Below are 23,537 nucleotides of genomic sequence, written 5' to 3' on the forward strand. Positions count from 1 at the left end.
CGTCCACTGTGGCCCACTCGTAACCGTCTGGCAAGTAGGTTTGCCGATTCGGCAAAACGCGTTCCTCGGACGTATCGGCCTTGACCTCGAGTTCGGTTCAGGTTGCACCGTGGAGGCATGCACACGACATACGACGAACTGGCCGGCTTGATGACGCGCATGACCGGCGACGAAAAGCACGACGCGAGTGCGACGTCCACGCTCGATGTCATCTGGGTTCTGTATTCGACGATCCTGCTCACGGACCCCTCGAACCCGTCGGATCCGAGGCGGGACCGATTTCTGGTCTCGAAAGGCCACGGGCCCATGGCCTATTACGCTGTCCTCGCGTCGGCGGGATTCCTCACCGAAGAACAACTCGACGGATTCGGACGGTTCGACTCCCCCCTCGGTTATCACCCGGACCGCACGCTCGTACCAGGCGTGGAGATCTCCTCGGGTTCGCTGGGGCACGGCATCGGACTGGCTACCGGCACGGCGACGACGTTGGCGCTCCGAGGTTCCGACGCGCGCGTGATCGTTCTCGTCGGCGACGCGGAGCTGGACGAGGGAAGCAACGCCGAGGCGATCCAGTATGCGGGTCGCGCTGGGTTGGGAAATCTGACGGTCGTCGTCATCGACAACCGATCGGCCGGCCTGGGCTGGCCAGGCGGAATCGGGGCGCGGTTCGCAGTCGAGGGATGGGCCGCCGAGGACGTCGACGGTCGTGACCACGACGCGCTGCACCGCGCATTCTCCAGACGGTTCGCAGTGCCCAATGTTGTTGTTGCACATACCGAGAGCAAGGAGTGAGAATGCTGGACACAGCGGCAAGGACGACCACGATCACCGACCAGCGTGAGCGCTTCTACCGAACGATCCCGGACCTGCTGGCCGCGGACGACAGACGCTTGCTCGTGCTGGCCGAGATCGGGGCGGGATACATCGCACCCCACGTCACCGATGCAGTGCGAGATCGTGTTGTCAACGTGGGAATACGGGAGCAGCTGATGATCTCGTTCGCGGGAGGCGCAGCGCTGGCAGGGATGCGCCCGATCGTGCACACGTTCCCACCGTTCCTGGTGGAACGGCCCTTCGAACAGGTGAAACTCGACCTCGGTCATCAAGGCGTCGGGGCAGTGCTCGTCAGTGCAGGGGGCTCGTATTCGATGGCTGCCGGCGGCGAGACTCACTTCGGGCACCGTGACGTGGCGCTGCTCGACACCCTGGACGGCTGGCGAGTGCACGTGCCCGGAGACGCCGACGAAGCCGAGAGCGCGTTGCGGTCCGCAATGGACGGCGACGATCGGGTCTACATCCGGTTGGACGGCACATCCAACGCGCGGCCGTATGCCGAGCATCCCGGTCTGACGGTTCTGCAGCGAGGGCGTCGCGGCACGGTCGTCGCGGTGGGGCCGACGGCCGACAACGTACTTGCCGCTGTGCGCGATCGAGATGTGACAGTCCTTTACACCGAACGCGTCAGGCCGTTCGACAGAGCAGGTCTCCGCACTCACCTCGCCGGAAACAGCGTCGCGATCGTCGAGCCGTACCTCGCTGGTACCTCGGCTCGCGAGGTGGCGCTGGCGCTGGTGGACGTACCGCACCGGCAACTCGGTGTCGGCGTCGGGCAGCAGGAGCTCCGCAAATACGGAACACCGACCGAGCACGAGCGCGCGCACGGACTCGACGTCACAGGTATTCGTACGTCGCTGGATGCCTTCTTCGGATTCTGAGTCGGTTTGGACCGCCCCAACCAAGTCGATCGACGGTAGAACCCCAGCTCAGCGGACTGTCTACGACTTGAAGGGCTCGCTGGGGTGAGGTTGACTCGACGTGGGAACCGCCGTAGTCACGGACCGCAGGGATCGACGTTGGGGGGATACATGAGGAGAGGACAGCACTCGCACCGGCGAGGTGACGTAGTGGTGGCCGCGCGCAACCTGGGCAAGCGCGCATGGTGCAGCGGGGTACCGGCCGGAACCGTCGGGGTGGTGGTCGACATCGACTGGCTCGGGGATCTACGCGTGGAATTCGACATCGCCGGAGATTGGCTCTCCGGTCGATGCGTCGTCGAAAAGGTCGTGACCGACAGTGACGTACACCTGCTCAGGCCCGCCGAGCGTCGGCTGACCGGAACCTGAGGTCACCGACGCACGGGGGTCATTCGGTGTCGGTGGCGGGGCCGTCGTGGGTCGCGCCGCCCTCACCGGACCAATCCCCGGACTCCTCGCCCGCAGCGGGGTCGGACTGAACGTCGTCGTCGGCACCCGTCGGCGACGTATCGGTATCGGTTGTCGCGGGATCAGGGTTCTTGTTCGTTTCACTCATGCGGCCCGGTTACCCCGAGTGCGGGATCTCAACCCGCGATGATCTCGCGAAGACGCTCGGTGTCCTGCGAGGTCCAGCCCTCGGGCTGAAGGATCTCGGCCCACAGGTCGACGGCGTCCTCGCCGTAGTTGTGGCCGTATCCCGGCGGAACGTCGGTGGAGAACACCATGTCGAACGTCGTCTGCCAGAAGGTGACGAACGGGAACCATCGAACGCCGGGGTCGACGTCGACTCCTCGGGGCTCGCGCAGCCAGTCCGGTTGATGCAGAAGAAGATCCGGCGACCACCACGTGATGGGATCCGACGCGTGCTGCCAGTACACCACACGGGGTTCGGCCCAGGGAGTGCCGATGTCGAGATCGCTAGGTCTGCCCGCGAACCGGACGTAGCGGCCGTCCGATATCACCGGGAGGATCTCGCGTGAACCCGCGTCGCGGTCCGCCGTCGTCTCCGCCCACTGCTTGGTGAAGTTGGGGTTACCGACCCACAGAGCACCGTCGGTGCGCGCCACCATGTCCCGTGCGCCACCGAAGGCGTCCTGCCCGCCGTACGCGCCCAGGCTCTCTCCGAATGCCACCAGTTCGGGCCGCGTGCCCTCGGGACGTTCGAGGATTGCGTCGTACACTTTGTCGAACAGCGCGCGTCCTGCTTCACGCGGTGAATCACGATCTGCGAGAAACGCTATGGGGCTGGGCAGGAACGAGTACTGCATCGACGCGATCGCCGTGTCGCCGCCGTTCATGTACTCGAACGATCCGGCGACGGCTTCGTTGACCCAGCCGCGTCCGGTGGTGGTGGCCACGGCGACGACGGCCCGGTCGAACGCACCGGTACGTTCCAGTTCCGCGACGACGCGGTCGGCGGCCTCGTCGATCGAATCGGCCTCCGCAGCCCCGACGTACGCCCGGATCGGCGTGAGAGCATCTGCACCGGTGAACGATTCGATCTGTTCGGCAGTCGGGCCGGACGCGACGAATCGCCTCCCCTCCATTCCGAGTGAATTCCAGTCTTCGTACGAGTCCGGTGAACCCGATTTCTCCATCGCGTCAGGCTGCTCGACGCCGGGGTGGCTACCTTCGTCGGCCAGTTTGGACGAGCTGGCAATGGTCGCGATGAGAACGTTGTTCACCGCTCCGTTGACGACGAACAGCGTCAGGATCGTGACGACGGCGATTCCGATTGCCTTCGCCGCGGGGATCGGTACGAACCTCGTGCACAGAACGGCCAGCCGACGAGCGCACCAGCGTAGTCCGCGAGCGGCGAGAAGCAGGAGGACGGCAACGACGACTGCGACGAGAAGTACTGCCAAATAGAGGATTCGGCCCGGACCTTCTACGTCGACCTCGACGAGCTGTCGTACGATCTGCTGCCACCACGATCCGAGTATCAGAAACAGTGGCACCACGATCGCGGTGAACACCGCCAGACCCCACCACCCGTAGCGCTTCGTCGCATCGGACCATCGAGGACGAATTCCGCACCGATGCACCAGCCACACCACGGCGCAGCCGACGCCGTATCCCGTGGCGATGCTGATGCCCGACGCGACGCCCTGCAGATACCAGGCGCGCGGCAGCAGGGACGGGGTCATCGAGAAGGCGAAGAACACGACGCCGAGGAACAGAGCGGCCGGTTCGAGTCGCGAGCTGAACAGCCGCAGCGAGTGCATCGTCACATAGTAGAACCGAAGGCGCGGAACGGGGCCGTTTGTCAGTCGGGACGGTTGTGGATCACGCCGCGGTCCACAGTGCCCGGTTTCGCCAGCGCGAGTGCATGTTCGCGCGCGCCGATGTGCTCGAAGTACCGTCGGGCAGAGCGAACGACCGCCGCGTGGGCATCGTCGGTGATGATCCGGTCCCACCATGCGCCGTAGAGGGATTCGAAGCCGAACGGGGCAACCATGTTCACGGCGCGCAGGATGGTGTCCGGATGTTCGGGAATCAAGTTGGGATAGCTGTACATGAAACCGACCCAGCGGCGGTCGGCAACCACGGTGAAGATGTCACCCGCGCACAGCGCCCCGCGCCCGTCGACGCCGTCGGCCCAGTGCATGACCGTTCCGCCGTCGAAGTGGACGCCTGCACGGAGGAGGGTGCGGCCGGGCAGTACTTCCGTGCGCCCACCGGACCACAGGACGACGTTGTCGGTCCGCGTCAGCCAACGGGCGTCACGTTCGTGAACGTAGATGGGGGCGTCGTCGAAGGCGTGGGACCACTCGACCATCGAGCTGTAGTAGTGCGGATGCGACAGTGCGATCGCGGAGATGCCGCCCAACTGGGCGACTCGGTCGACGGCATCGTCGTCGATGTAGGTGACCGAATCCCACATGACGGTCCCGCCGTGGCCGGGGACGAGGAGTGCACGCTGTCCGATGGCGAGCGCGGGGGAGGTCGCGAGTCCCCACAGACCCGGAATTTCCTCACGGATCTCGACGCTGTGGCCCTGCTCCCGGAGTTCCGCGAGCGACGTCCATCGCTGGCCGTCGTAGCCGACGTACTGCCGCTCGTCCTCGCAGATGATGCACGTGGCGGGAAGAACGTCGCGGCCTGCGGAGTCGTGGTCGTACTGGACTCCGCAGGTCGCGCAGATCGGCAGCCGATCACCCGTGACGGACACCCGAAGGAGGGCTGTCAGAGGAGAGCGAAGTCAGAGACCGAAGGGGAGAACGCCCGGCTGCAACTCGAAGCCGCTGCTGCCGGCGGACGCGGTGCCGACGCCGCCGAGGATCAGGTTGATGAAGTTCGTGATCATAGGTGTCTCGTCTTTCGTATGTATTCCAGGTGAACCCGGTCGAGGGTACCGGTCGAATGCGGGCCCGACCAGGTACACGGGCCCGTCGGCACTGGGAGGTTCCTGTGAATCGGTACTCGTGGTCTCCTGGGACGCATGGCGCACACACGATCTCGTAGGCAGTTCTTCGTCATCGCAGGTTCGGCGGCTCTCGCGGTCTCCTGTGGCACGGACCCCTCCCCCGACGCCGCTGGATCCAGGCAGTCGGATGCCTCCGAACAACAGCCGACCGGCGCCGAGAAGCAGTTCGCCGCGCTCGAGCAGCGGTTCGACGCGCGGCTGGGAGTGTTCGCCGTCGACCTGGGTTCGGAGGTGACCACGACCTATCGGGCGGATGAGCGATTCGCGTTCTGCTCGACCTTCAAGGTGTATGCGGCCGGTGCCGTACTCGCCGCTGCCGACGCCGGGACGTTGTCGCTGACCGATACACGCATCGTCGAGGCCGAGGACAAGGTGCCGGAATCGGCGATCGATTGGGAGGCCGGCCAGGTGGTGACTCTGGAACAGCTGTGCGTGGCCGCACTGACCCGCAGCGACAACACCGCAGGCAACCTGTTGATCGACGCAGTCGGCGGGACCGGCGAGCTGACGGCGTTCGCGCGATCCCTCGGCGACGCTCAGTTCCGTCTGGACCGCATCGAACCCGACCTGAACACCGCCCTGCCCGGCGACGACCGCGACACCACGACCCCGGCCGGCCTCGCCGCGGGATATCGGTCCCTGCTCACCGACGGGCCGCTGTCGAACTCGTCGAGAGCCACGCTCCTGGACTGGATGGCGGGCACGCAGACGTCGGACACCCGTTTCCGAGCCGGAGTTCCAGCCGGCTGGACGACGGCGGACAAGACCGGCACCGGGTCCTATGGAGTCTCCAACGACGCGGGTCTTCTGCTCGGGCCCGACGGGCGGCGAATTCTCCTGGTCGTGCTGTCGAGAACCGCGGACGACGATCCCGACGCCGCGGCCATGAACGAGTTGGTCGCAGACGCCGTCCGGGAAATCGGCGCGCGGGAGTAACGTCGTCCACTATGCGGCGCGCAGCACCGGGGATTTCTGGATCCACCAGGTTCACTGCTGCACTCGTCCTGGGCGCGGTGAGCATGCTGGCCGCCTGCTCCACCGAATCCCCCGACGCTCCCCAGTCTTCCGCGGTCGAGTCGTCCGGGCTCGAATCGCCCGTGCTCGAATCGCCCGGGCTCGAATCGCTTACGCCGACGGTCTCCGGCGGCACGGACATCGACTACGTGGCACTGGGTGATTCGGCAGCATCGGGGCCGTTGATTCCCCGGTCGACGGGGACGCCCGGGTGCCTGCAGTCCGACTCCAACTATCCGCATGTCCTCGCCGGGCTCGTCGGTGCGGCGTCGTTCACGGACGTCTCCTGCTCCGGGGCGCGGTCGGAGAACATCGTCACCGAGCAACAACAGACCAACAGTGGGCCGATCCCGCTGCAGCTCGATGCGTTGTCGTCGGACACCGATCTGGTGACCGTCACCATCGGCGGCAACGACGTCGACCTCGTCGGGCAGGCCCGCGGATGCGTCAACTTCTCACCGGAGCCGAACGGAGAGTCGTGCGCGGACGCATCGACCGCCGGAGGCACCGATGTGCTTGCCGACGCCATCGCCGCGGCGGCTCCTGGGTGGGGTGAGGTTTTCGAGGCCATCGGCGAGAGGGCGCCGAACGCGCAGGTGGTCGTCGTCGGATACGGAACGTACGTTCGCCCCGGTGGGTGTTACGGAACGCAGGCGGTGTGGGCCCGCGATGCGGATTATCTGCAGGCGAGCGTCGACCGGATGAACGACGCACTGGCCCAGCAGGCAACCGAGCACGGTGCTCGGTTCGTCGACGTGCGTCCGGTCAGCGTCGGACACGATGCATGTGCCGCACCCGCGGAGAGGTACCTCGAAGGTGTCGTTCCGGCGAATCCCGCAGCGCCGCTGCATCCCACTGCCGCGGGAATGGCGGCATTCGCCCGGGTCGTCGCGGATTCGATCGGTCTCTAGCTGACTGCGCCCGACGGGGGTGCACCGGATCAGCTGTCCGAAGAGTGAGCGGGCCAGGATCGTAGAAGTGGACCGATACATCGGCGTCCGTCGGTGACACTGTGGGAGGCATGGTGTCCACGGCAGCTGTGCTGGGGGTCTTCGCTGTCGCTCTGGCGATGGTGCTGACTCCCGGCCCCAACATGGTGTATCTGGTGTCGCGCAGCATCTCCCAGGGACGCAGTGCTGGACTGGTGTCCTTGGGCGGTGTCGCGCTGGGGTTGGTGGTGTACGTGATCGCCACCAATCTCGGCCTCGCTGCCGTGTTCGCGGCGGTCCCGACGCTGTATCTCGTGATCAAGATCGTCGGCGCGTGTTACCTGCTGTGGTTGGCTGTCTCGGCTGTGCGCGGTACGACGAAGGTGTTCGAAGTCGAGGGCTTGCATCGGGATTCGAACCGCAGATTGTTCACGATGGGGCTGTTCACCAACCTGCTCAACCCCAAGATGGCCATCATGTACATCTCGGTGATTCCACAGTTCGTCGATCCCGCGGCGGGTTCGGTGTTCCTGCAGGGCATCGCCCTGGGTGGGGTGCAGATCGGTGTCGCGGTGACCGTCAATGCGCTGATCGTCGTCGGTGCCGGGTCCATCTCTCGGTTCCTGGCGTTACGTCCGACCTGGATGAGGATGCAGCGCTACGTCATGGGAACTGTGTTGGGGCTGTTGGCTGTTCGGCTCGCGACCGACGGAAGCCGCCCGGCTCCTGCGTGAGCGTCGCTTGTCCGGATCCTGCCGTTCGCGCATCATGTCCGACGCGGCAGGCCCGGCGACGAAGTGAGCTCTGCTCTCGGCCAGAGTGCGTCCGGTACGCCGATCGACGAAGACCGGGTCGATGGTTTCGCCGTCGGCGTCGACGAGAACGACCTCTCGGTCCTCGTGTTCGATGTGTTCGTTGCCCCACGCGTACAACGCCACGATGACCGAGCTGAGTTCACGGCTGCGCTGCGTGGCGACGTACTCGAATCGCGGAGGCCGATCACTGTACCGGCGACGCTCGAGCAACCCGGATTCGACGAGCGATTTCAGCCTGCGCGTCAACATGTTCGGCGCGATGCCGAGGTTCTGCTCGAACTCGTCGAACCGGGTGAAGCCGTCGAGGGCGTCGCGCAGGATCAGGAGCGTCCACCACTCGCCGACCTGTTCGAGCGCGGACGCGATAGGGCAGCCCATCGTGTCGAAAGCGTTGCGCTGCACGGTTTGTACCTCGGCCTTACCTCGGAGGGATGACCAGCAGTGAGCTCGTGCCGGTAGCGACGAGCTTACCGTCCTTGTCCACGATCGAACCTTCGGCGAAGATCACGCGTGAGCCCCGCTTGGTGACCGTTCCCGTCCCGACCAGCGGACCGGAGGTGTCGAGAATGTTTCTGAGGTAGCTGACGTTCAGATCGATCGAGGTGTAGCCGACGCCGGCGGGCAGCGTCGTGTGCGCGGCGCAGCCCACGAGGGTGTCCAGAAAGGTGCAGGCCAACCCGCCGTGCACGGTACCGATGGGGTTGTAGTGCGCTTCGGACGGTGTGCACTCGAAGACGACCTTGCCGTCGCTCACCTCGACGGGAGCGAACTGCATGAGGACCGCAATGGGCGGTGGTGGCAGTTCGCCGGAGGCCACCGCCTGCATGACGTCCAATCCGCTCAGCGTCGAAGCGTGACGCAGCACCTCTCGGGGGCTGACCCAGGAGAAAGTCTGCGAACGCTGGTGTTCCTCGGTGAGCATGGCTACCCCTAGCGGCTAGTGACTTGCACGATGCAAGTCAGTATGCGCCTCGGCTCCCGTTCGCACAAAGTCGACCCGCAGGCGACTCCTCGTCGCAGTGGGGGCTTCAGTCCAGATCGGACAGGTCGAGGACGAATCGGTAGCGAACGTCGCCCTTCCTCAACCGATCGAACGCGTGGCCCACCTCGGCGGACGGCACGGTCTCCACATCCGCGGTGATCCCGTGTTCTCCGCAGAAATCCAGCATCTCCTGCGTGTAGCGACGTCCACCGCTTCCCGCCGAGCTCAAGGACTTCCGGCCCACGAGAAGGTCCATGATCTCGATGGACTGCGGACCGAGGAAACCCAGCGAGCACAGGGTGCCGTCCAAGGCGAGAAGCGACAGGTAGGGCGCGACGTCGTGCGGAACGGGTACACAATCGACGATCAGATCGAGGCTCCCGCGCGCGGCGGACATCTGCTCGGTGTTCGTGGACACTACCGTGCTGTCGGCGCCCAGTGCGGCGGCCTCGCCGACCTTCGTCGCCGACGTCGTGATGACCGTGACCTCGGCGCCCAGTGCTCGAGCGAACTTCACGGCGAGGTGACCGAGACCGCCGATCCCCGCGATCCCGACGCGTACTCCCGGCCCCACGTTCCATCGCCGCAGCGGTTCCCAGACGGTGACACCTGCACACATCAGCGGGGCAACGGCGGCCGGATCGAGGCCGACCGGGCGGCGGTAGACGAACGCGTCGCGGACCACGTATTCCCGCGAGTACGCGCCGATCGTCGTCGTCCCGTCGATTCGATCGGTTCCGCCGTAAGTCAGTGTCGGAAACTCGCGGCAGAAGTTCTCCTGGTCGGCGACGCACATGTCGCATCGACCGCAGGAGTCGACGATGTTGCCCACCGCCACGGCGTCGCCCACCGAGAAGTCCGTGACGTCGGAGCCGACGGCGGTGACGGTGCCGACGAACTCGTGGCCCGGTGTCACCGGGTAGGTGCCGGACGGATCGCTCGTCAGATGCAGGTCGGTATGGCACACGCCGCAGTGCGACACCTCGACGGCGACGTCGTCGGGCCGCAGTTCTCGTCGTTCGAGTACGGCCCTCTCCAGCGGGGTGTTCGGTGCTGTGGCGCGGTATCCCGTCGTGGCTCGCATGGCGTCTCCCGAGGTGTCGATGTGTTCGGCGGATGGTTCCAACCAACTAGTTGGTCACACCACCGTAGCTGCTTTTGCCGAGGATGCAACCAACCAGTTGGTGACAGCAGGCTAGGCTGGCGCGCATGGGTGACGCAGTGGCAACGCGGGAGCGGATACTTCATGCCGCGACCGAGGAGTTCGCGCGCTACGGAATCGCCGGCGCGCGGGTGGATCGAATCGCGGCGAACGCGTCCATCAACAAGTCTCAGATCTACAGCTACTTCGGCAGCAAGGACAAGCTGTTCGACACGGTCTTCGACACCCGCGTCGACGAAGACATTGCCGGGGTTCCCCTCGATGCCGACGATCTGCCGGGTTACGTCACGTCGCTGTACGACATGTACCTGGGCGACCCTCAGCTGGTTCGTCTGCTGACCTGGGCGCGGCTGGAACGAACCCCGACCGGGAATCTGTTCCACCACCGCGGCGAGGACCACGACAATCAGAAGCTGGTACCGCTGCACGACGCGCAGAAGCGCGGGACGGTCGTGAACGACGTTGCCGTGGAGGATCTCTGGTCGATGGTGATTGCACTGGCAGCCACGTGGGCGCAGGCCGCGATAGTCCACGTCGCCGACTCCGACGAGAGCGACGCCGTACACGAGCGCCGCAAATCGGCTCTCGCCGAGACCGTCCGACGCGCGTTCTGTGTGTCGCAATCATGAGACGGCGACCATGAGACCACGACCATGAGTGCGAAGGCGCGCAGTCCGAAATCCCGTCGACCGCCCGCGGCGCGCTCGGGAACGGCCGAGGCCGGCGAGTATCGAATCGACACCGGGACAGCGACACTCGTGCGCGATTCCCTGTCCGCCGACGGGTGGACGCTCGAGGTGAACGGCGTACCCAGCTCGCACATCGACGCCCTGGATCCTCAGCGGCTCGATTTCGAGTACATGAGGTGGATCGCGTCTCTCGTCGAGCATCACGATTCTTCGGGCACGTCTGCTTCGCGCTCCGAATCCTCGAACGGCAAGCTGCGGGCCCTGCATCTCGGCGGTGGCGCGTGCACCCTCGCGCGGTACTTCTCGGCGGTGTATCCCGATGCGCGGCAGGTGGTAGTCGAGTTGGACGGCAAGCTCGCGGAGTTGGTACGTGACTGGTTCGATCTACCTCGTGCACCGCTGCTCCGCATCCGGGTGGGCGAGGCGCGTGCCGTCACCGAAACCTTGTCCGAGAACAGTCGCGATCTGGTTGTGCGAGATGTGTTCGCCGGTGCGGTGACTCCGCGGCCACTGACCACCCGGCAGTTCACCGAGCATGTCCGACGGGTTCTGTCCCCCGGCGGGCTGTACGTGGTCAACTGCGGCGACACCCGGGACTTGACGATGGCGAAGCGTGAGGCCGCGACCATCGGTGAGATCTTCCCGTACACCTCGATCGTCGCCGATCCGGCGATGCTCAAGGGCCGTCGTTACGGCAACGTCGTGATCGCGGGGAGCGACGTCCCACTCGGCGACGACCCGGCACTGGCCCGGGAGTTGCTGGGCGGCGCGGTCCCCGCTCAGGTCTGGACGGACGAGCGGGTGCGGGCGTTCTGCCGCGATGCGAAGCCGCTGTCCGACGACGAGGCATAGGCTGGGCCGACAGCTGCACAGCCGAATGCTCGAAAAGAAACTACCCAGGAGATTCACCATGACGTTGGTTGCCCTGCTCGATGTGACACTGAAGCCCGAAGCCCTCGACGAGGGCAAGCAGGTTCTCGGACGGGTGCTCGCCGAGACGCGGGCGTTCGAGGGGTGCCTCGGGGTGGACGTCCTCGTCGACGAGGAGGACGAGACCCATTGGATCGCTTACGAGCGTTGGGAATCGGCGGAGGCGGACGCCAAGTACCGTGAGTTCAGGGCAGGTCCGGGCAAGACCACCGAGTTGGGTCCACTGTTGGCTGCCGTGCCCGGGTTGACCAAGTACACGGTGTCCGACATCTAGGTGGTTACCGGACGACCGGTGTAGAAACCCTGCACCATGTCGACGTCCAGTTCGACGGCGACGCGGAGTTCTTCCTCCGTCTCCACGCCCTCCATGATCAAGGTCGCACCGACCTCACGCGCGAACGCGGCGAGAGCCGCTGTCGCCGCTCGCCGTGTCGGGTCGGTGTCGATCCCATGGACGAGGGTGTAGTCGATCTTCAGTGTGTCGGGCTTGAGTTCGACGACCTGCCTGAGGCCGGAGAATCCTGCGCCGACGTCGTCGATGGAAATTCGAACGCCTGCGGCTCGTAGCCCCTCGACCGATCGGGCAATGGCCCGGTAGTCGTCCACGCGTTCGTGTTCGGTGATTTCGAGGTAGAGCACCCGAGAGTGAAGGTGGGGGCGCAGCCGCGACAGCAGATCCGTCGAGCGGATGGTGGACGCGGACGCGTTCAGCGAGACGAACGCCGTCTCCGGCAGGACGTGCATCGCACTCAATGCGGCGTCGATCGCGGCCAGTTCGAGTTGTGGTCCGACTCCGGCCGCGGTCGCGTCCTTGAACCACATCAGTGGGGATCCGTGTCCGAACGGAAAGCGCGACAGCGCTTCGTATCCCACGACGGCAGTGGTCGCAGTCTCGCAGATCGGCTGGAACACCACCGTCGGGCCGCCGTCGGAGACGAGACTTTCGATCCGGTCCCGAACCAGCAGTGGATCGTGCGAGCGGCGGGGATCTCCGTCGGAGTGTTCTTGTTTGTTTCGGTACAGCTCGATGTCCGCCAGCGCGATCAATTTTCGGACGAGGGTGCCGGTGGCGTCACCGCGAATGGTCGTGTCTCCGGCCGATCCGACGCTGGTCGTGAAGGGCGGACCACTGAACGATTCTTCCAGCGCGGCGCGTAGCCGCTGCTCGGCGTCGTCGACCTCGGCGCGAGTGCCGATGTGCACGCAGACGAACTCGTCTCCGCCGAGCCGTGACACCACCGAGTCCGTGGTCGGGTCGTTTCTGCCGTCTCCACTCCCGGTCGACGCCGCCTGCTGCAACCGGTCTGCGACCTCGACGAGAACGGCGTCACCGGTCGGGTGTCCGTAGCGGTCGTTGATGGCCTTGAACCGGTCGATGTCGACGACCACCACGCCGATTGCTCGGGATTCCACCTTCGTGCCTGCTCGGGCGTAGTTCAGTTGGTCGACCATGTCGAAGAGTCCGCGGCGGTTCCACAACCCGGTCAACGAGTCGCGGAGTCCGACCTGTGCGCGTTGACGAAGGAATCGAATGTAGGGGCGCAGCGCGAACGGTGTGATGAAGAGAGAGCCGATCGTGACGACGCGTGAGGCGACCGACCACGGTTCCATACCGCTGCGGGCCGCCATCACAGCGAGATAGACAAGAACGAGGGCGGCGAGAATCAGGTGCGCAGTGAGTACTCGCGGCGACGTTCCGACGATGGCGAACAGCGCGACGATGGCGAACATCGCGCACCCAGGCATGGCCACGAACGGTGATTCGTGCGCGAGGAGAACGAAGAGGATGCCGATGTCCGCCCACAGGACGTACACGTTGGCCATCCGCCGGCTGGGCCACCGGCCCAGGATCCAGGCGAGAGCAACGGGAACCGTCGACGCCGACGCCAGCGCCACCAATACCGATTCCACGTCGGTGAACTGCCCCGACGGGATCATCAACAGGCCGGCGATACCGAAGGACGCGGTGAGAAGCCCGATCAGCTTTCGTCCCCAGGCTTCACCCTCGGGAGCTTCGGCGACCGGGACGTCGGGTTCGTAGGTGTTGATGCCGTGCCGAGTCGGCGGTTGGGGGTGCGACCGATCGGTCTGCGAATCCGAACCGGACTCGGTGACACCCTCCACGGTCACTGGACCTCTCGTTCGCTCGACGCCGATCGAGCCTGCGTCGAGCGAGGCAGGCGCACTCCCTGTACTTCGAGGGCCCCCACCCCGTCGAATCGACCTGGTCGAACCGTACCAGCGATCAGGTTATGCGACGGGGTTTCGGGCAGTCGGACGTCAGTCGGTACCGGACTCGATGGCGGCGTGGTCGAGGGCGTCCGAATTGACCTGGTCGGAGTTTCCGCCCGCGGAAATGGCTGCTGCCCCACCGGCGGGAACCTGACCGACGAGATCCTCGAACGCCGTGACCTGATGCTGGGAGGCGTACTGCTCGAGCTTGCTGCGCGAGTCCGCGATGTCGAGGTTGCGCATGGTCAGCTGACCGATGCGATCACCGGGGAAGAACGCCTGGTCCTTCGCGCGCTCCATCGACAGCTTCTCGGGGTGGTAGCTGAAGTTCGATCCCTGGGTATCGAGGATCGTGAAGTCCTGGCCGCGGCGCAGACGTACGGTGACGCTTCCGCTGACGACGTTGCCGACCCACCGCTGCAGGCCTTCGCGCAGCATCAGGGCCTGCGGGTCGAACCAGCGGCCCTCGTACAGCAACCGACCGAGTCGACGGCCCTCGTTGTGGTACGACGCGACGGTGTCCTCGTTGTGGACCGCGTTGATCAGGCGCTCGTAGGTGATGTGCAGCAGCGCCATGCCCGGTGCCTCGTAGATGCCACGACTCTTGGCTTCGATGATGCGGTTCTCGATCTGATCGGACATGCCGAGACCGTGACGTCCGCCGATGGTGTTCGCTTCCATCACCAGGTCGACGGCACTGTCGAAGCGCTTGCCGTTGATCGCGACGGGACGGCCACGCTCGAACTCGACCGTGACGTCCTCGGTGTCGATGGCGACCTCGGGGTCCCAGAAGCGGACACCCATGATGGGGTTGACGATCTCGAGCGACGTGTCGAGGTATTCGAGGCTCTTGGCCTCGTGCGTCGCGCCCCAGATGTTGGCGTCGGTGGAGTACGCCTTCTCCGCGGAGTCGCGGTAGGGCAGGTTGTGCTCGGTGAGCCAGACCGACATTTCCTGACGGCCACCCAGCTCGGTCACGAACGCCTTGTCCAGCCACGGCTTGTAGATCCGCAGTTCCGGGTTGGCGAGCAGACCGTAGCGGTAGAACCGCTCGATGTCGTTGCCCTTGTAGGTGGAACCGTCGCCCCAGATGGAGACGCCGTCCTCCTGCATCGCGCGGACCAACAGAGTGCCGGTGACGGCGCGGCCGAGGGGTGTGGTGTTGAAGTAGGTCTGCCCCGACGAACGAATGTGGAAGGCGCCGCACGTCAGCGCGGCCAATCCCTCTTCCACCAGCGGTTCGCGGCAGTCGACGAGGCGAGCCTGCTCGGCACCGTAGGCGCGGCCACGGGCGGGAACGTCGGACAGATCCGGTTCGTCGTACTGGCCGATGTCGGCGGTGTACGCGTACGGGACAGCGCCGTGTTCACGCATCCACGCCACGGCAACGGACGTGTCCAGGCCGCCGGAGAATGCGATGCCGATGCGCTCACCGACGGGAAGTTCATGCAGTACCTTCGTCACGCGAGCATGGTATCTGCTCGATCAGCCCAGGTTGAAAACGGTACGAGCGAGGGTCGAACCGTTCACCTGAATCTCGAGCACATGTTCACCGGGGTAGTACCGGCGAGTGCTGATGGGCCGGAACGAATGTGACCGCGTGAGAACCGCGGGCGAGCCGGGTGCGAGCGTCCGTGTGGTCAATTTGAAGACCTTGGGGCTGCGTGTGCCGTTCGCTCGAACATGGTGAAGGACGTAGTCGACAGCGACCGCCTGCTCCGACGTCGACGCGAGCTCGAACCGGAACGTCAGCTCGCCGCCGCTGACCACGTTCGTCGGGGTCACCGTCAGGTCGTGCACCGTGACGCCGTCGGGCGGCGCGAAACCGAGCAGCGCCAAGGCGTCGGGATCGCCCTTCTTGACCAGGGTGCGCAGCGCGTGCCGAACGAGTCTCGGGGTGTTGTCGTCCGGCGCCTCGGTCCAGCGGCGTGCGGTCGTGACGACGAGCGTCGGGTCCGTGCGGCTCAGATCGTTCAGGTGGTTGGCTACCGATCGACGCACGTACTCGGACTCGTCGCGGTACAGCGCGTCCAGGATCGGGACGGTCGCGTCGGGCCGGGCGGTGAGTGCCTTGACTCTCCTTGCCCACGGCAGGAACGGACGGGTGCCCTCGGTGGCGAGTCGGCGGACATGCTCGTCCTCGTGTGAGGTCCACGTGAGGGCGGCCTGGAGCGTGCGGTCCAGGTTCGCGTCCATGAAGGTCCTGACGGCGAACTCGGACGTCAGACGCGGGGTGAGGTCGGCGAGGAGCGCCAAGCCGGAATCGAACGTGGCGGTGTCCGCCGTTGTCGGTGCCTCTCCTTCCGGGCCGGGCTTGCCGGAAGTGGTTGCCCTGACGGCGACGGCCTCGGTGACGGGCCAGATCATCCATCCGGTGAAGGTGCTCTTCTTCAGCGCAGTGCGGATCTTCTTCTCGAACGGCGCGTAGGCCGCCGGCAGTTCCGCGAGCAGGGCGTCCCGGACGACGCGGGCACGGTCGCTCAGGCTCAGTCCGTCGAAGTCCCTGGTGGTGGCCAGTGTCGCGGGCATTCGCCCGCCGAGGTGCCGGACCAATTCGGTAACGACTCCGGCGCCGAGGAGTTCGTCGGCAGTGGGCATGTCACACCATGTCCTTGTTCGTCAGCCATCGGAGAGTCGGCCACCCACAGAAGACCGGCAGCCAACACGTGAGCACGCGATAGAGCAGCACCGACGGGACAGCGACGCTCGCGGGGAGTCCGAACGCCGCGAGCCCGCCGATCAGGGCGGCCTCCACGGCGCCGACGCCACCGGGTGTGGGCGCTGCCGATGCGAGGGTTCCGCCGATCATCGTCACGACGGTGACGGTGACGAACGTGGTGCCGCCGCCGAACGCTTCCACGCTCGCCCACAGGGCCAGTGCGGCGCCCAGAGTGGTTGCCGCACAGCCGAGGACGATGATCGCGAATCGTGTGGGGTCCTTGGCCAGATCTCCGAGTTCACCGAACACCTCCTTCAGCTGCGGGCGCACGGCATTGCGCAGCCAGCGCCGAAGCGTCGGTACGAACAGGACGGTGCCGAGGATGCCGAGGACGACACCCGCGATCAGATAGAGCACCGTCGCGTCCGGTACGAAGTGCGCCAGGTCGGCCGATGTGCCTGCGGCGACGGAGAAGAAGACGAGCAACGAGACGTGCGTGATCACCTGGACCGATTGCTGCAGTGCCACAGCGGCGGTCGCACGTACCGCGCCGAGGCCGCCCTTCTGCAGAAAGCGGACGCTCAGCGCGAGGCCACCGACCCCGGCAGGCGTCGTCGTCGCGGCGAACGTGTTGGCCACCTGCATGATCGTGAGGTTCCGAAAGCTGACGAGTCCGGATGCGCACGCCCACAGTGCCGCGGCCGCACCGACGTACGTCAGCGCCGATACCGCGAGTCCGAGCAGTGCCCACCACCAGTTGGCAGTCTGCAACTCGGTGACGAAGGTCGGGACGGCGCTGATGAACGGGTAGGCGACGTACACGAGACCGATCAGCAGGACCAGTTGGATGATCTGGTTCCGGGTGAAGCGAGTGACCTGCTCGGTGGCGATCTTCTCGGTGCCGGTCTGCTTCACGACTTCGTCGCGTACCGACTTCATGATGCCCTTGCCGTCGGGGACGGACTCGAGCACGCGCGTGGGAATCGCGGTCTTGGTCAACCGCCCGGCTGCAGTGACGACGATGTCCTCGCCGAGGGTGTCGACGGCGATCCGGACTGCCCGCTCCTCACCGAAGAGCGCGGATGTCGAGATCAGAAGTTGCGCGACGTCGGACTGCATCTGCGCGTCCGATGCGCCCAGCTCGGCGCTGGAGAACCCGCCGAACAGGGCCGTGCCGTCGTCGTTGCGGAGCTCCGCGCTGCGCAGATCGCCGTGGGAGATCTGAACCTCGTGCAGTGTCTGGAGTCCGTTCCAGATGCTCGACGCCAACTCGTCGGGTGAGGTCTCGTCGACGGGGACGCCGCGGGGTGCGCTGTGGGCGTACAACGCCCAACCTCGGTCGAGTGCCGACACGGCCAGAGGCCTGCTGCTGGCGACGCCGAGGTCGCCGATGGCGATGCCCATCAGTGCGCGGTGTTCGACGGCTCGGCGCATCGACGCGTGCAGAGGCGCGCTCTCGCTGTTACGGAACGACAGCCATCGCCACACCTGCCGGAGGGCTCCCCCGCTACGTTGGTTCTGGCCGTACATCTCGACGATGATCTCGGGCTCCGGTCCTTCCGCTGCCGCCGAGAGAACCAGCGGGCCTGGCCCCGCAGGCTTCAGTACTTCCAGCGAGATGACGGTGTGACCGCGTTTGGCGAGGAGCCGGACGGCGGCGTCGAGCGGAACCTCGAGCGCAGGCGTGCCGACGACGAGAACGATCAGAGCGCCGACCAACCACCCGACGGACAGGCCGAGAATCGACCGAGCCGGCACGACGGTACTGACGAACAGGTGGATCGGCACGAAGGCGAGCAGCAGGAACCACCACACCCGACGCCACCGCGCGGGTAGCCACGGGCCGGACACCGTGAGGACGGCAGCCAGCATCGCGATCCAACGGGAGTCGTCGAGGAACTGGGACAGGAAGGTGTCGAGACGATCCGGCACGTCGAGGTGCCAGTCCGGGGTCGAGATACCGGTCCCGGTGATGGACAGGGACAGGCCTGCGATGAGTCCTGCCGCCGCATACCCCGCGAGGAGCTTCCATTTCCGTCCGGCGATCAACCCGATGAGGATGCCGAAGGGCAGTGCCAGAATCGCGACGCCGTACAGAAGGTAGACCAGATTCGACTGATCGGGGCTCAGTACACCCAGGATGTTCGACACCGACATCTCGAGGGCGTCCCACTGATTACGGGTGATGAGCGAGCCCGCGATGACCGTCGCGAGCAGCAGCACGGACAGCACCACACGCAGGATGTCGCTTGTCCGTCGGACGAGCGGTTGCAACAGACTCCCGGTGACCGGAATGTCCCGCCCGTCGACTCGCACGTGCGCCAACTTACCGTGGCGGTGCCGCCGACCGGCCGACTACCGCGCCAGTCGACGCACCAGCTCGTTACGAACAGCGGGCCATTCGGACTCGACGATGGAGAACACGACGGTGTCGCGCAGGGAGCCGTCGGGCATGCGTTGGTGGTTACGCAGGATGCCGTCCTGCTTGGCGCCGAGCCGTGCGATGGCGGTGCGTGATTGCAGGTTCATCCAATGGGTACGGAATTCGACTGCGATGCAGTGCATTTCCTCGAACGCATGAGTGAGCAGCAGCAATTTGCTCGCGGTGTTGGTTCCGCTGCGCTGAGCGGAGGTGGCGTTCCAGGTGGACCCGATCTCCAGTCGGCGGTTCGCGGCGTCGGCATTCATGTACGTCGTCATGCCGATGATCTGCCCCGTGTCGTTACGGCGCACGGTGAACGGCAGCATCGACTGGGCGTCGAGCAGGCCGAGTCGCCGATCGATCTCGGCGGCCATGTTCTCAGGCCTCGGCACCGAGGTGTACCAGAGGTTCCAGAGTTCACCGTCGCGAACGGCGTCGGAAAGTCCTTCGAGGTGGTCGTGGCTCAGCGGTTCGAGCGTCACGACGTCGTTGGTCAACGTCACCGGCTGCAGGAAAGTCACGCGGCCGACGATACGTCAGTGCGCTTGCGCGAGCGGGTGAGCAGCACGACCGCAGCGGCTGTCACCGCGACCAGCAGCGCAAGGACGACCACGACATCGTGGAATGCCGCCGCGTACTCGTGCGGATGGCCGGGAATCCCGGCCGCGGTGGCGTCGGCGACGGGGTTGTCGGGCATCGAGGCCGTGACGAACGCGGTGAGCGTCCACGCATAGCCGGCGACGAGCAGAGCCTCGCCGCCGATGCGGAACAGGTTGAGGACGCCCGCAGCCGTGCCGGTCTGCTCCGGGGGAACCGCCGCGAGAGCTTCTCCGTCGACCAAACCGATGGGTAGACCGAATCCCAGGCCGACGGCCACCATCGGCACCACGATCCACCACAGGGAAGCGTCGGGCCGCAGCGCGAGCATCCCGAGATCGCCCAGAACGAGAGCGGCGAGACTGACGCCGATGACCGTCTTCGGCGTGACCGACCCCGTCGTGATCAGCTTGGCCACGACGGCAGGTGCGAGCAGAACGGGGACCGTCATCGTCAGCATGAACAGGCCCGCGGACGTCGGATCCATCGATGTGATGCCGCTGAGTGCATTCGGCAGGTAGGTCAGGAGGGTGACGAATCCGATCGCGCCCGCGACGGGCACCAGGCACAGGCCGAGGAAGGTGCGGTTGCGTAGGAGGCCGACGTCGAGAATAGGGGCCGAGCCCACGCGTTCGGGCCGGACGCGCGGCAGTACGACTGTCCCCGCCAGCGCGACGATCAACACCGCTGCCTGCGCGAGAAAGACTCCTCGCCAGCCGATTCCGCCGACGAGGAAGCCGGAGATCGTGGGGCCGAGCGCAAGTCCGAGCCCGTTGACTGTGCCGAACGCGGCGAAAGCCGTTGCGCGGTCGGCACCGGTGTAGAGATGCGACAGGATCGATGTCGATCCGACGAGCACAGCCGCGGCGCCGATTCCGGCGAGAACCCGGGCGGCGTCGAGGATCTCCACCGAGGGAGCGGCGGCACTCACGATGCCGGCCAGGCCGGTCAGCGCGACACCGAGCCGAAACGAGATGTGGTGCCCGATGCGGTCCGACACTGCGCCCCACACGACCGTGAACAGCGCGAATGCGAGGTTGAACCCGTTGACGACCCAGTGCAGCGGAGCGGGGGCGTCGCCGAGGTCGCGCGCGATGTCCGGTAGTGCGATGGCCGTTCCCGCGATCGACATGGGTACGACGAATTGCGCCGCGAGAACGACGACCAGAGTGTTCTTGGATTGCATCGGCTCCCCCTAGGTACGATGATTGCCGTACCAGACAAGCAGAAACATAGGTACGACGCAAGGCGTACCTATTAACTAGGAAGTGGGACCATGGACGAGAACGGGCACCCCGAGGTGTCGGAGATGGAACTGGGCAAAGTCATGTCCGCGTTGGCAGATCCGTTGCGGAGGAAGGTGATCACCGAGCTGGTCGGCGACGACGACGGTGCCGAGCGAACGTGTATGTCGTTCGAGTTGGGCGTCACCAAATCGACTCTGACGCATCATTTTCGGGTTCTGCGCGAATCCGGGTTGGTGTTCCAGGTCGATCGGGGCAACAGTCGCAAGGTCACGCTGCGCAGGCCGGAACTGAACGAGCGGTTCCCCGGCCTGCTGGACCTCATCGCCAACGAGTCGCCGTAAATCGGGTAGCACCGCGCGAGAGCACGCGTTAGCGTCGTCGACATGCACATCGCGATGATCGGCACGACGGCGCCGAGCCACATCTACCCTTCTCGCGGCCTGATCGCCGAGTTGGTGCGCCGCGGGCATCGGGTCACGTACGCCGTCGGTGAACAGCTGGCCGGGCTGGTCGAACCCCTTGGGGTGGAGGTGGTTTCGTTCTCCTCCATCCTCCCGCAGGGTGAGGACGACTGGCCGGACGACCCGGCGTCGGCGATGCACGTGTTCCTGGACGAGGCGCTGGAATCCTTCGCCGGATTGGCGGCGTTCTACGACGAGGACCGCCCGAATCTGTTCCTGTACGACATCGGCGGTCTGGCGGCACCGGTGTTGGGTCGTCGCTACGACGTCAAGGCCGTCCAACTCTCACCCGCGATGGTCGCATGGGATGGATACGAGGACGATCTGTCCGAGATGCTCGGTCCACTACGAGCATCCGAGACGGGGCAGAAGTACCACGCCGCGTACTCGACATGGCTCACCGACAACGATATTCACGTCGACGCCTGGGACTGGATCTCCCATCCCGAACACGTTCTGTCGCTGATTCCGCGTGCGATGCAGCCCAATGCGGACCGGGTACCGGACCGGGTGCAATTCGTCGGCCCGTGTCTCGATGCCGGGCGTCTTGCCGAGACAGGCTGGACGGCCCCGAGTGCACGCGTTCTCTACATCTCGTTCGGTACCGGGTTCAACGAGCGGCCGGAGTTCTACCGCACTTGCATCGAGGCGTTCGGCGGAACGGACTGGCACGTGGTGATCTCCATCGGAAACCGTGTCGGCGCAGCGGAATTAGGAGACGTGCCGTCGAACATCGAGATCCATGCGCGCGTTCCGCAGCTCACGGTCCTGCGTGCCGCGTCGGTGTTCGTCACCCACGCAGGAATGGGCGGCTGCACCGAGGCACTGTGGTTCGAGGTCCCCACGGTCGCCATCCCGCAGGCGGTGGATCAGTTCGGAAATGCGTCATTGCTCGAGGAACTCGGCGTCGGCGTCCAGCTCCAGAACGACGAGGTGACGGTGGAATCGCTGCGCAAGGCCGTCGAATCGGTTGCCGTATCACCCGAGGTACGCGCACGCTTGATCGAGATCGGTGCCGAGGTCCGCGCGCACGGCGGAATCGCCAAGGCGGCCGATGCGGTCGAGAGGTCTAGTCCAGCGCGCTGACACTCATTCCGTACGGCAAGAACCGAACCTTGCGCGTCGGGTCGGTGTTGTCCTTGTGTGCTCGCAGAGCGTCGAGTTCGGTGGCGAACACCTGGTCGATGGCAGCACCGTCGTCGGAGACGGTGTAGATGGTCCAGACGCCGTCGCCTTTGTCGCCGGTGGTCTCTGGCTCCGGAGCGGACTTCCTCGTCGGCGCTGCCGCCTCACCGAAGAATGCACCCCATGGCCCGATCGCACCGGATTGGCCGATGATCTTGCCGACCTGGCCGACGACGTCACGCAGTCCGTCGCTCGCTTCCTTGGCGAAACGATCGAAGTCTTCGGGGTCGATGTTGAACGGTCCGTTGTTGGTCATGTCTCCAGTGTGCGCCTGCTGCGGAGTTACTGCTGAAGCCGTGCACCGATCGTGTTGTGCAGGGCCCGGAGACTGTTCTGACCGAGGGTGACGGTCTGCGACTCGATGTGGCGCAGCAGGTGACCGTCGTCGAGGACCTTTTCGCTGGACTGGATCAGCACGGTGCCTGCGCCGGTGAAGTCGAACTGGCGTTCTTCACCACTGTTCGCGCCGAGGAATCCGCGCGCTGCGCCCAGAAAGTTCTGCATCCAGCCTGCGTCGAAGTGATGCGATGGCGACGGGCAGTCGGCCCATCCGACGAGTGCTTCCGGGTCGATGCGCAGTGGAGGTTCGGCGAACATGACCTGCCCGTTCGACGACGCCAGGAACTTGCCGGTACCCAGCAAGGTCAGGAATCCAGGAACGATCGACTGCTTCAGATCGAGGGTCGGCTCGAACGCAAGAAGGTTCGACGCCCGGATGGTCAGATTGCCGTTGTCGAGGTCGTAGGAGTTGATGTTGAAGCCGCGGTCGCCGAGGATCAGCTTGCCCTGACCCTGTGCGAGCACCCAGTCGTTCGAGTACAGCGGCGAGGAGAATCGCGCGGCGACGATGGCAGGCATCGACGTCTGGCCGAGCGGCTCGAAGCGCACGTTGCCGTAATAGGCGATCATTGCGCCCTTCGAAGTGAACCAGGGCTGGCCGGCGAGTTCGACGCAGAAGGCATAGTCGTTGCCGGGGACGTTGTCGTTGACCGGGAGCGTGTGTGGGGTGTGGATCTCGAGGCTCATGTCAGC

The 23,537-nt window shown here is 65.6% G+C and carries 25 protein-coding genes; 11 read left to right on the forward strand and 14 right to left on the reverse strand.

Going from position 1 to position 23,537, the window contains the following annotated elements; all coding sequences use genetic code 11:
- Positions 1 to 117 precede the first annotated feature (117 nt).
- The 3 genes from BH95_RS21100 to BH95_RS21110 all read left to right on the forward strand — a co-directional run bounded on the left by BH95_RS21100 (position 118) and on the right by BH95_RS21110 (position 2,123).
- Positions 118 to 792: a thiamine pyrophosphate-dependent enzyme gene (locus BH95_RS21100; protein ID WP_037183924.1), complete on the forward strand. Its 675-nt coding sequence runs from the start codon at positions 118 to 120 to the stop codon at positions 790 to 792.
- Positions 793 to 794: 2 nt separating this feature from the next.
- A complete protein-coding gene (locus tag BH95_RS21105) occupies positions 795 to 1,715 on the forward strand; it encodes a transketolase family protein (RefSeq protein ID WP_020110393.1) in 921 nt (306 codons plus the stop codon).
- Between the two features lie 192 nt (positions 1,716 to 1,907).
- A complete protein-coding gene (locus tag BH95_RS21110; protein ID WP_141216333.1) occupies positions 1,908 to 2,123 on the forward strand; it encodes a hypothetical protein in 216 nt (71 codons plus the stop codon).
- 19 nt (positions 2,124 to 2,142) lie between these two features.
- On the opposite strand, the gene BH95_RS29120 is transcribed toward BH95_RS21110, so the two are convergent.
- From BH95_RS29120 to BH95_RS21120, 3 genes are read right to left on the reverse strand one after another with little or no spacing between them, the layout of a single operon-like run.
- Entirely contained in the window at positions 2,143 to 2,310 is a 168-nt protein-coding gene (locus BH95_RS29120) for a hypothetical protein (protein ID WP_019665217.1), read from the reverse strand.
- A 28-nt stretch (positions 2,311 to 2,338) separates the two neighbouring features.
- Positions 2,339 to 3,979 carry an alpha/beta hydrolase gene (locus tag BH95_RS21115; protein ID WP_170949152.1) on the reverse strand — a complete coding sequence of 547 codons (1,641 nt, stop codon included), beginning with the start codon at positions 3,977 to 3,979 and terminating at the stop codon, positions 2,339 to 2,341.
- A gap of 41 nt (positions 3,980 to 4,020) precedes the next feature.
- The gene (locus BH95_RS21120; RefSeq protein ID WP_037183925.1) at positions 4,021 to 4,926 is read right to left on the reverse strand and encodes an MBL fold metallo-hydrolase; all 906 of its coding nucleotides are present in this window, start codon (positions 4,924 to 4,926) and stop codon (positions 4,021 to 4,023) included.
- 270 nt (positions 4,927 to 5,196) lie between these two features.
- Here BH95_RS21120 and bla point away from each other — a divergent pair, with 270 nt between their 5' ends.
- The 3 genes from bla (at position 5,197) to BH95_RS21135 (ending at position 7,858) form a co-directional block, all read left to right on the forward strand.
- Positions 5,197 to 6,117 (forward strand): class A beta-lactamase, encoded by a 921-nt coding sequence (gene bla, locus BH95_RS21125; RefSeq protein ID WP_037183926.1) that lies wholly within the window; start codon positions 5,197 to 5,199, stop codon positions 6,115 to 6,117.
- An 11-nt stretch (positions 6,118 to 6,128) separates the two neighbouring features.
- Positions 6,129 to 7,106 (forward strand): SGNH/GDSL hydrolase family protein, encoded by a 978-nt coding sequence (locus tag BH95_RS21130; protein WP_080738072.1) that lies wholly within the window; start codon positions 6,129 to 6,131, stop codon positions 7,104 to 7,106.
- A gap of 110 nt (positions 7,107 to 7,216) precedes the next feature.
- Positions 7,217 to 7,858: a LysE family translocator gene (locus tag BH95_RS21135; protein WP_019665250.1), complete on the forward strand. Its 642-nt coding sequence runs from the start codon at positions 7,217 to 7,219 to the stop codon at positions 7,856 to 7,858.
- Here the strand turns inward: BH95_RS21135 and BH95_RS28370 are convergent.
- The 3 genes from BH95_RS28370 to BH95_RS21150 form a co-directional block, all read right to left on the reverse strand.
- Positions 7,754 to 8,341 carry a winged helix-turn-helix transcriptional regulator gene (locus BH95_RS28370; protein ID WP_080738073.1) on the reverse strand — a complete coding sequence of 196 codons (588 nt, stop codon included), beginning with the start codon at positions 8,339 to 8,341 and terminating at the stop codon, positions 7,754 to 7,756. The genes BH95_RS21135 and BH95_RS28370 overlap by 105 nt on opposite strands.
- A 16-nt stretch (positions 8,342 to 8,357) precedes the next feature.
- Entirely contained in the window at positions 8,358 to 8,861 is a 504-nt protein-coding gene (locus tag BH95_RS21145) for a PaaI family thioesterase (protein WP_019665252.1), read from the reverse strand.
- Between the two features lie 106 nt (positions 8,862 to 8,967).
- A complete protein-coding gene (locus BH95_RS21150; RefSeq protein ID WP_037183927.1) occupies positions 8,968 to 10,005 on the reverse strand; it encodes an NAD(P)-dependent alcohol dehydrogenase in 1,038 nt (345 codons plus the stop codon).
- Positions 10,006 to 10,130: 125 nt separating this feature from the next.
- On the opposite strand from BH95_RS21150, the gene BH95_RS21155 reads away from it, so the two are divergent.
- Genes BH95_RS21155 through BH95_RS21165 form a run of 3 tightly spaced genes read left to right on the forward strand, consistent with a single transcriptional unit; the run spans position 10,131 to position 11,976 of the window.
- Positions 10,131 to 10,712: a TetR family transcriptional regulator gene (locus tag BH95_RS21155; RefSeq protein ID WP_037183928.1), complete on the forward strand. Its 582-nt coding sequence runs from the start codon at positions 10,131 to 10,133 to the stop codon at positions 10,710 to 10,712.
- Positions 10,713 to 10,736: 24 nt separating this feature from the next.
- Positions 10,737 to 11,624, forward strand: coding sequence for a spermidine synthase (locus tag BH95_RS21160; RefSeq protein ID WP_019665255.1), 888 nt, complete (start codon positions 10,737 to 10,739; stop codon positions 11,622 to 11,624).
- Positions 11,625 to 11,682: 58 nt separating this feature from the next.
- A complete protein-coding gene (locus tag BH95_RS21165) occupies positions 11,683 to 11,976 on the forward strand; it encodes a putative quinol monooxygenase (RefSeq protein ID WP_019665256.1) in 294 nt (97 codons plus the stop codon).
- Here BH95_RS21165 and BH95_RS21170 read toward each other — a convergent pair.
- From BH95_RS21170 to BH95_RS21195, 6 genes are all read right to left on the reverse strand, one after another.
- Complete coding sequence (locus BH95_RS21170) at positions 11,973 to 13,832, reverse strand: bifunctional diguanylate cyclase/phosphodiesterase (protein ID WP_033190283.1); 1,860 nt, start codon at positions 13,830 to 13,832, stop codon at positions 11,973 to 11,975. The two genes, BH95_RS21165 and BH95_RS21170, sit on opposite strands and share 4 nt — an antisense overlap.
- A gap of 150 nt (positions 13,833 to 13,982) precedes the next feature.
- Positions 13,983 to 15,398: an argininosuccinate synthase gene (argG, locus tag BH95_RS21175; protein WP_033190284.1), complete on the reverse strand. Its 1,416-nt coding sequence runs from the start codon at positions 15,396 to 15,398 to the stop codon at positions 13,983 to 13,985.
- Between the two features lie 21 nt (positions 15,399 to 15,419).
- Entirely contained in the window at positions 15,420 to 16,532 is a 1,113-nt protein-coding gene (locus BH95_RS21180; protein ID WP_037183929.1) for a DNA alkylation repair protein, read from the reverse strand.
- 1 nt (position 16,533) lies between these two features.
- The gene (locus BH95_RS21185) at positions 16,534 to 18,909 is read right to left on the reverse strand and encodes a lysylphosphatidylglycerol synthase transmembrane domain-containing protein (RefSeq protein WP_037183930.1); all 2,376 of its coding nucleotides are present in this window, start codon (positions 18,907 to 18,909) and stop codon (positions 16,534 to 16,536) included.
- A 39-nt stretch (positions 18,910 to 18,948) separates the two neighbouring features.
- Positions 18,949 to 19,536 carry a GNAT family N-acetyltransferase gene (locus BH95_RS21190; RefSeq protein ID WP_019665261.1) on the reverse strand — a complete coding sequence of 196 codons (588 nt, stop codon included), beginning with the start codon at positions 19,534 to 19,536 and terminating at the stop codon, positions 18,949 to 18,951.
- Entirely contained in the window at positions 19,533 to 20,798 is a 1,266-nt protein-coding gene (locus tag BH95_RS21195) for an MFS transporter (RefSeq protein WP_037183936.1), read from the reverse strand. The genes BH95_RS21190 and BH95_RS21195 overlap by 4 nt, the downstream gene beginning before the upstream one ends.
- A gap of 90 nt (positions 20,799 to 20,888) precedes the next feature.
- On the opposite strand from BH95_RS21195, the gene BH95_RS21200 reads away from it, so the two are divergent.
- Both BH95_RS21200 and BH95_RS21205 read left to right on the forward strand, forming a co-directional pair.
- Entirely contained in the window at positions 20,889 to 21,200 is a 312-nt protein-coding gene (locus BH95_RS21200; RefSeq protein ID WP_033190287.1) for an ArsR/SmtB family transcription factor, read from the forward strand.
- A 42-nt stretch (positions 21,201 to 21,242) separates the two neighbouring features.
- On the forward strand, positions 21,243 to 22,406 hold the full coding sequence (locus BH95_RS21205) for a macrolide family glycosyltransferase (protein ID WP_037183937.1): 1,164 nt from the start codon (positions 21,243 to 21,245) through the stop codon (positions 22,404 to 22,406).
- Here BH95_RS21205 and BH95_RS21210 read toward each other — a convergent pair.
- A complete protein-coding gene (locus tag BH95_RS21210; RefSeq protein ID WP_019665265.1) occupies positions 22,390 to 22,761 on the reverse strand; it encodes a hypothetical protein in 372 nt (123 codons plus the stop codon). The two genes, BH95_RS21205 and BH95_RS21210, sit on opposite strands and share 17 nt — an antisense overlap.
- Positions 22,762 to 22,787: 26 nt before the next feature.
- Positions 22,788 to 23,531: an AIM24 family protein gene (locus BH95_RS21215; protein WP_019665266.1), complete on the reverse strand. Its 744-nt coding sequence runs from the start codon at positions 23,529 to 23,531 to the stop codon at positions 22,788 to 22,790.
- Positions 23,532 to 23,537 lie beyond the last annotated feature (6 nt).

It is taken from the genome of Rhodococcoides fascians A44A (assembly GCF_000760735.1).
GTDB lineage: Bacteria > Actinomycetota > Actinomycetes > Mycobacteriales > Mycobacteriaceae > Rhodococcoides > Rhodococcoides fascians_E.

Bases quoted from the DNA above. Each gene is read 5' to 3' on its own strand.
- BH95_RS21160 (WP_019665255.1), top strand. From the start codon at position 10,737: ATGAGTGCGAAGGCGCGCAGTCCGAAATCCCGTCGACCGCCCGCGGCG.
- BH95_RS21130 (WP_080738072.1), top strand. From the start codon at position 6,129: ATGCGGCGCGCAGCACCGGGGATTTCTGGATCCACCAGGTTCACTGCT.
- bla (WP_037183926.1), top strand. From the start codon at position 5,197: ATGGCGCACACACGATCTCGTAGGCAGTTCTTCGTCATCGCAGGTTCG.
- BH95_RS21200 (WP_033190287.1), top strand. From the start codon at position 20,889: ATGGACGAGAACGGGCACCCCGAGGTGTCGGAGATGGAACTGGGCAAA.
- BH95_RS21180 (WP_037183929.1), bottom strand. From the start codon at position 16,532: ATGCCCACTGCCGACGAACTCCTCGGCGCCGGAGTCGTTACCGAATTG.
- BH95_RS21150 (WP_037183927.1), bottom strand. From the start codon at position 10,005: ATGCGAGCCACGACGGGATACCGCGCCACAGCACCGAACACCCCGCTG.
- BH95_RS21210 (WP_019665265.1), bottom strand. From the start codon at position 22,761: ATGACCAACAACGGACCGTTCAACATCGACCCCGAAGACTTCGATCGT.
- BH95_RS21135 (WP_019665250.1), top strand. From the start codon at position 7,217: ATGGTGTCCACGGCAGCTGTGCTGGGGGTCTTCGCTGTCGCTCTGGCG.
- BH95_RS21215 (WP_019665266.1), bottom strand. From the start codon at position 23,531: ATGAGCCTCGAGATCCACACCCCACACACGCTCCCGGTCAACGACAAC.
- BH95_RS21165 (WP_019665256.1), top strand. From the start codon at position 11,683: ATGACGTTGGTTGCCCTGCTCGATGTGACACTGAAGCCCGAAGCCCTC.
- BH95_RS21105 (WP_020110393.1), top strand. From the start codon at position 795: ATGCTGGACACAGCGGCAAGGACGACCACGATCACCGACCAGCGTGAG.
- BH95_RS21145 (WP_019665252.1), bottom strand. From the start codon at position 8,861: ATGCTCACCGAGGAACACCAGCGTTCGCAGACTTTCTCCTGGGTCAGC.
- BH95_RS29120 (WP_019665217.1), bottom strand. From the start codon at position 2,310: ATGAGTGAAACGAACAAGAACCCTGATCCCGCGACAACCGATACCGAT.
- BH95_RS21155 (WP_037183928.1), top strand. From the start codon at position 10,131: ATGGGTGACGCAGTGGCAACGCGGGAGCGGATACTTCATGCCGCGACC.
- BH95_RS21195 (WP_037183936.1), bottom strand. From the start codon at position 20,798: ATGCAATCCAAGAACACTCTGGTCGTCGTTCTCGCGGCGCAATTCGTC.
- BH95_RS21115 (WP_170949152.1), bottom strand. From the start codon at position 3,979: ATGCACTCGCTGCGGCTGTTCAGCTCGCGACTCGAACCGGCCGCTCTG.
- BH95_RS21205 (WP_037183937.1), top strand. From the start codon at position 21,243: ATGCACATCGCGATGATCGGCACGACGGCGCCGAGCCACATCTACCCT.
- BH95_RS21100 (WP_037183924.1), top strand. From the start codon at position 118: ATGCACACGACATACGACGAACTGGCCGGCTTGATGACGCGCATGACC.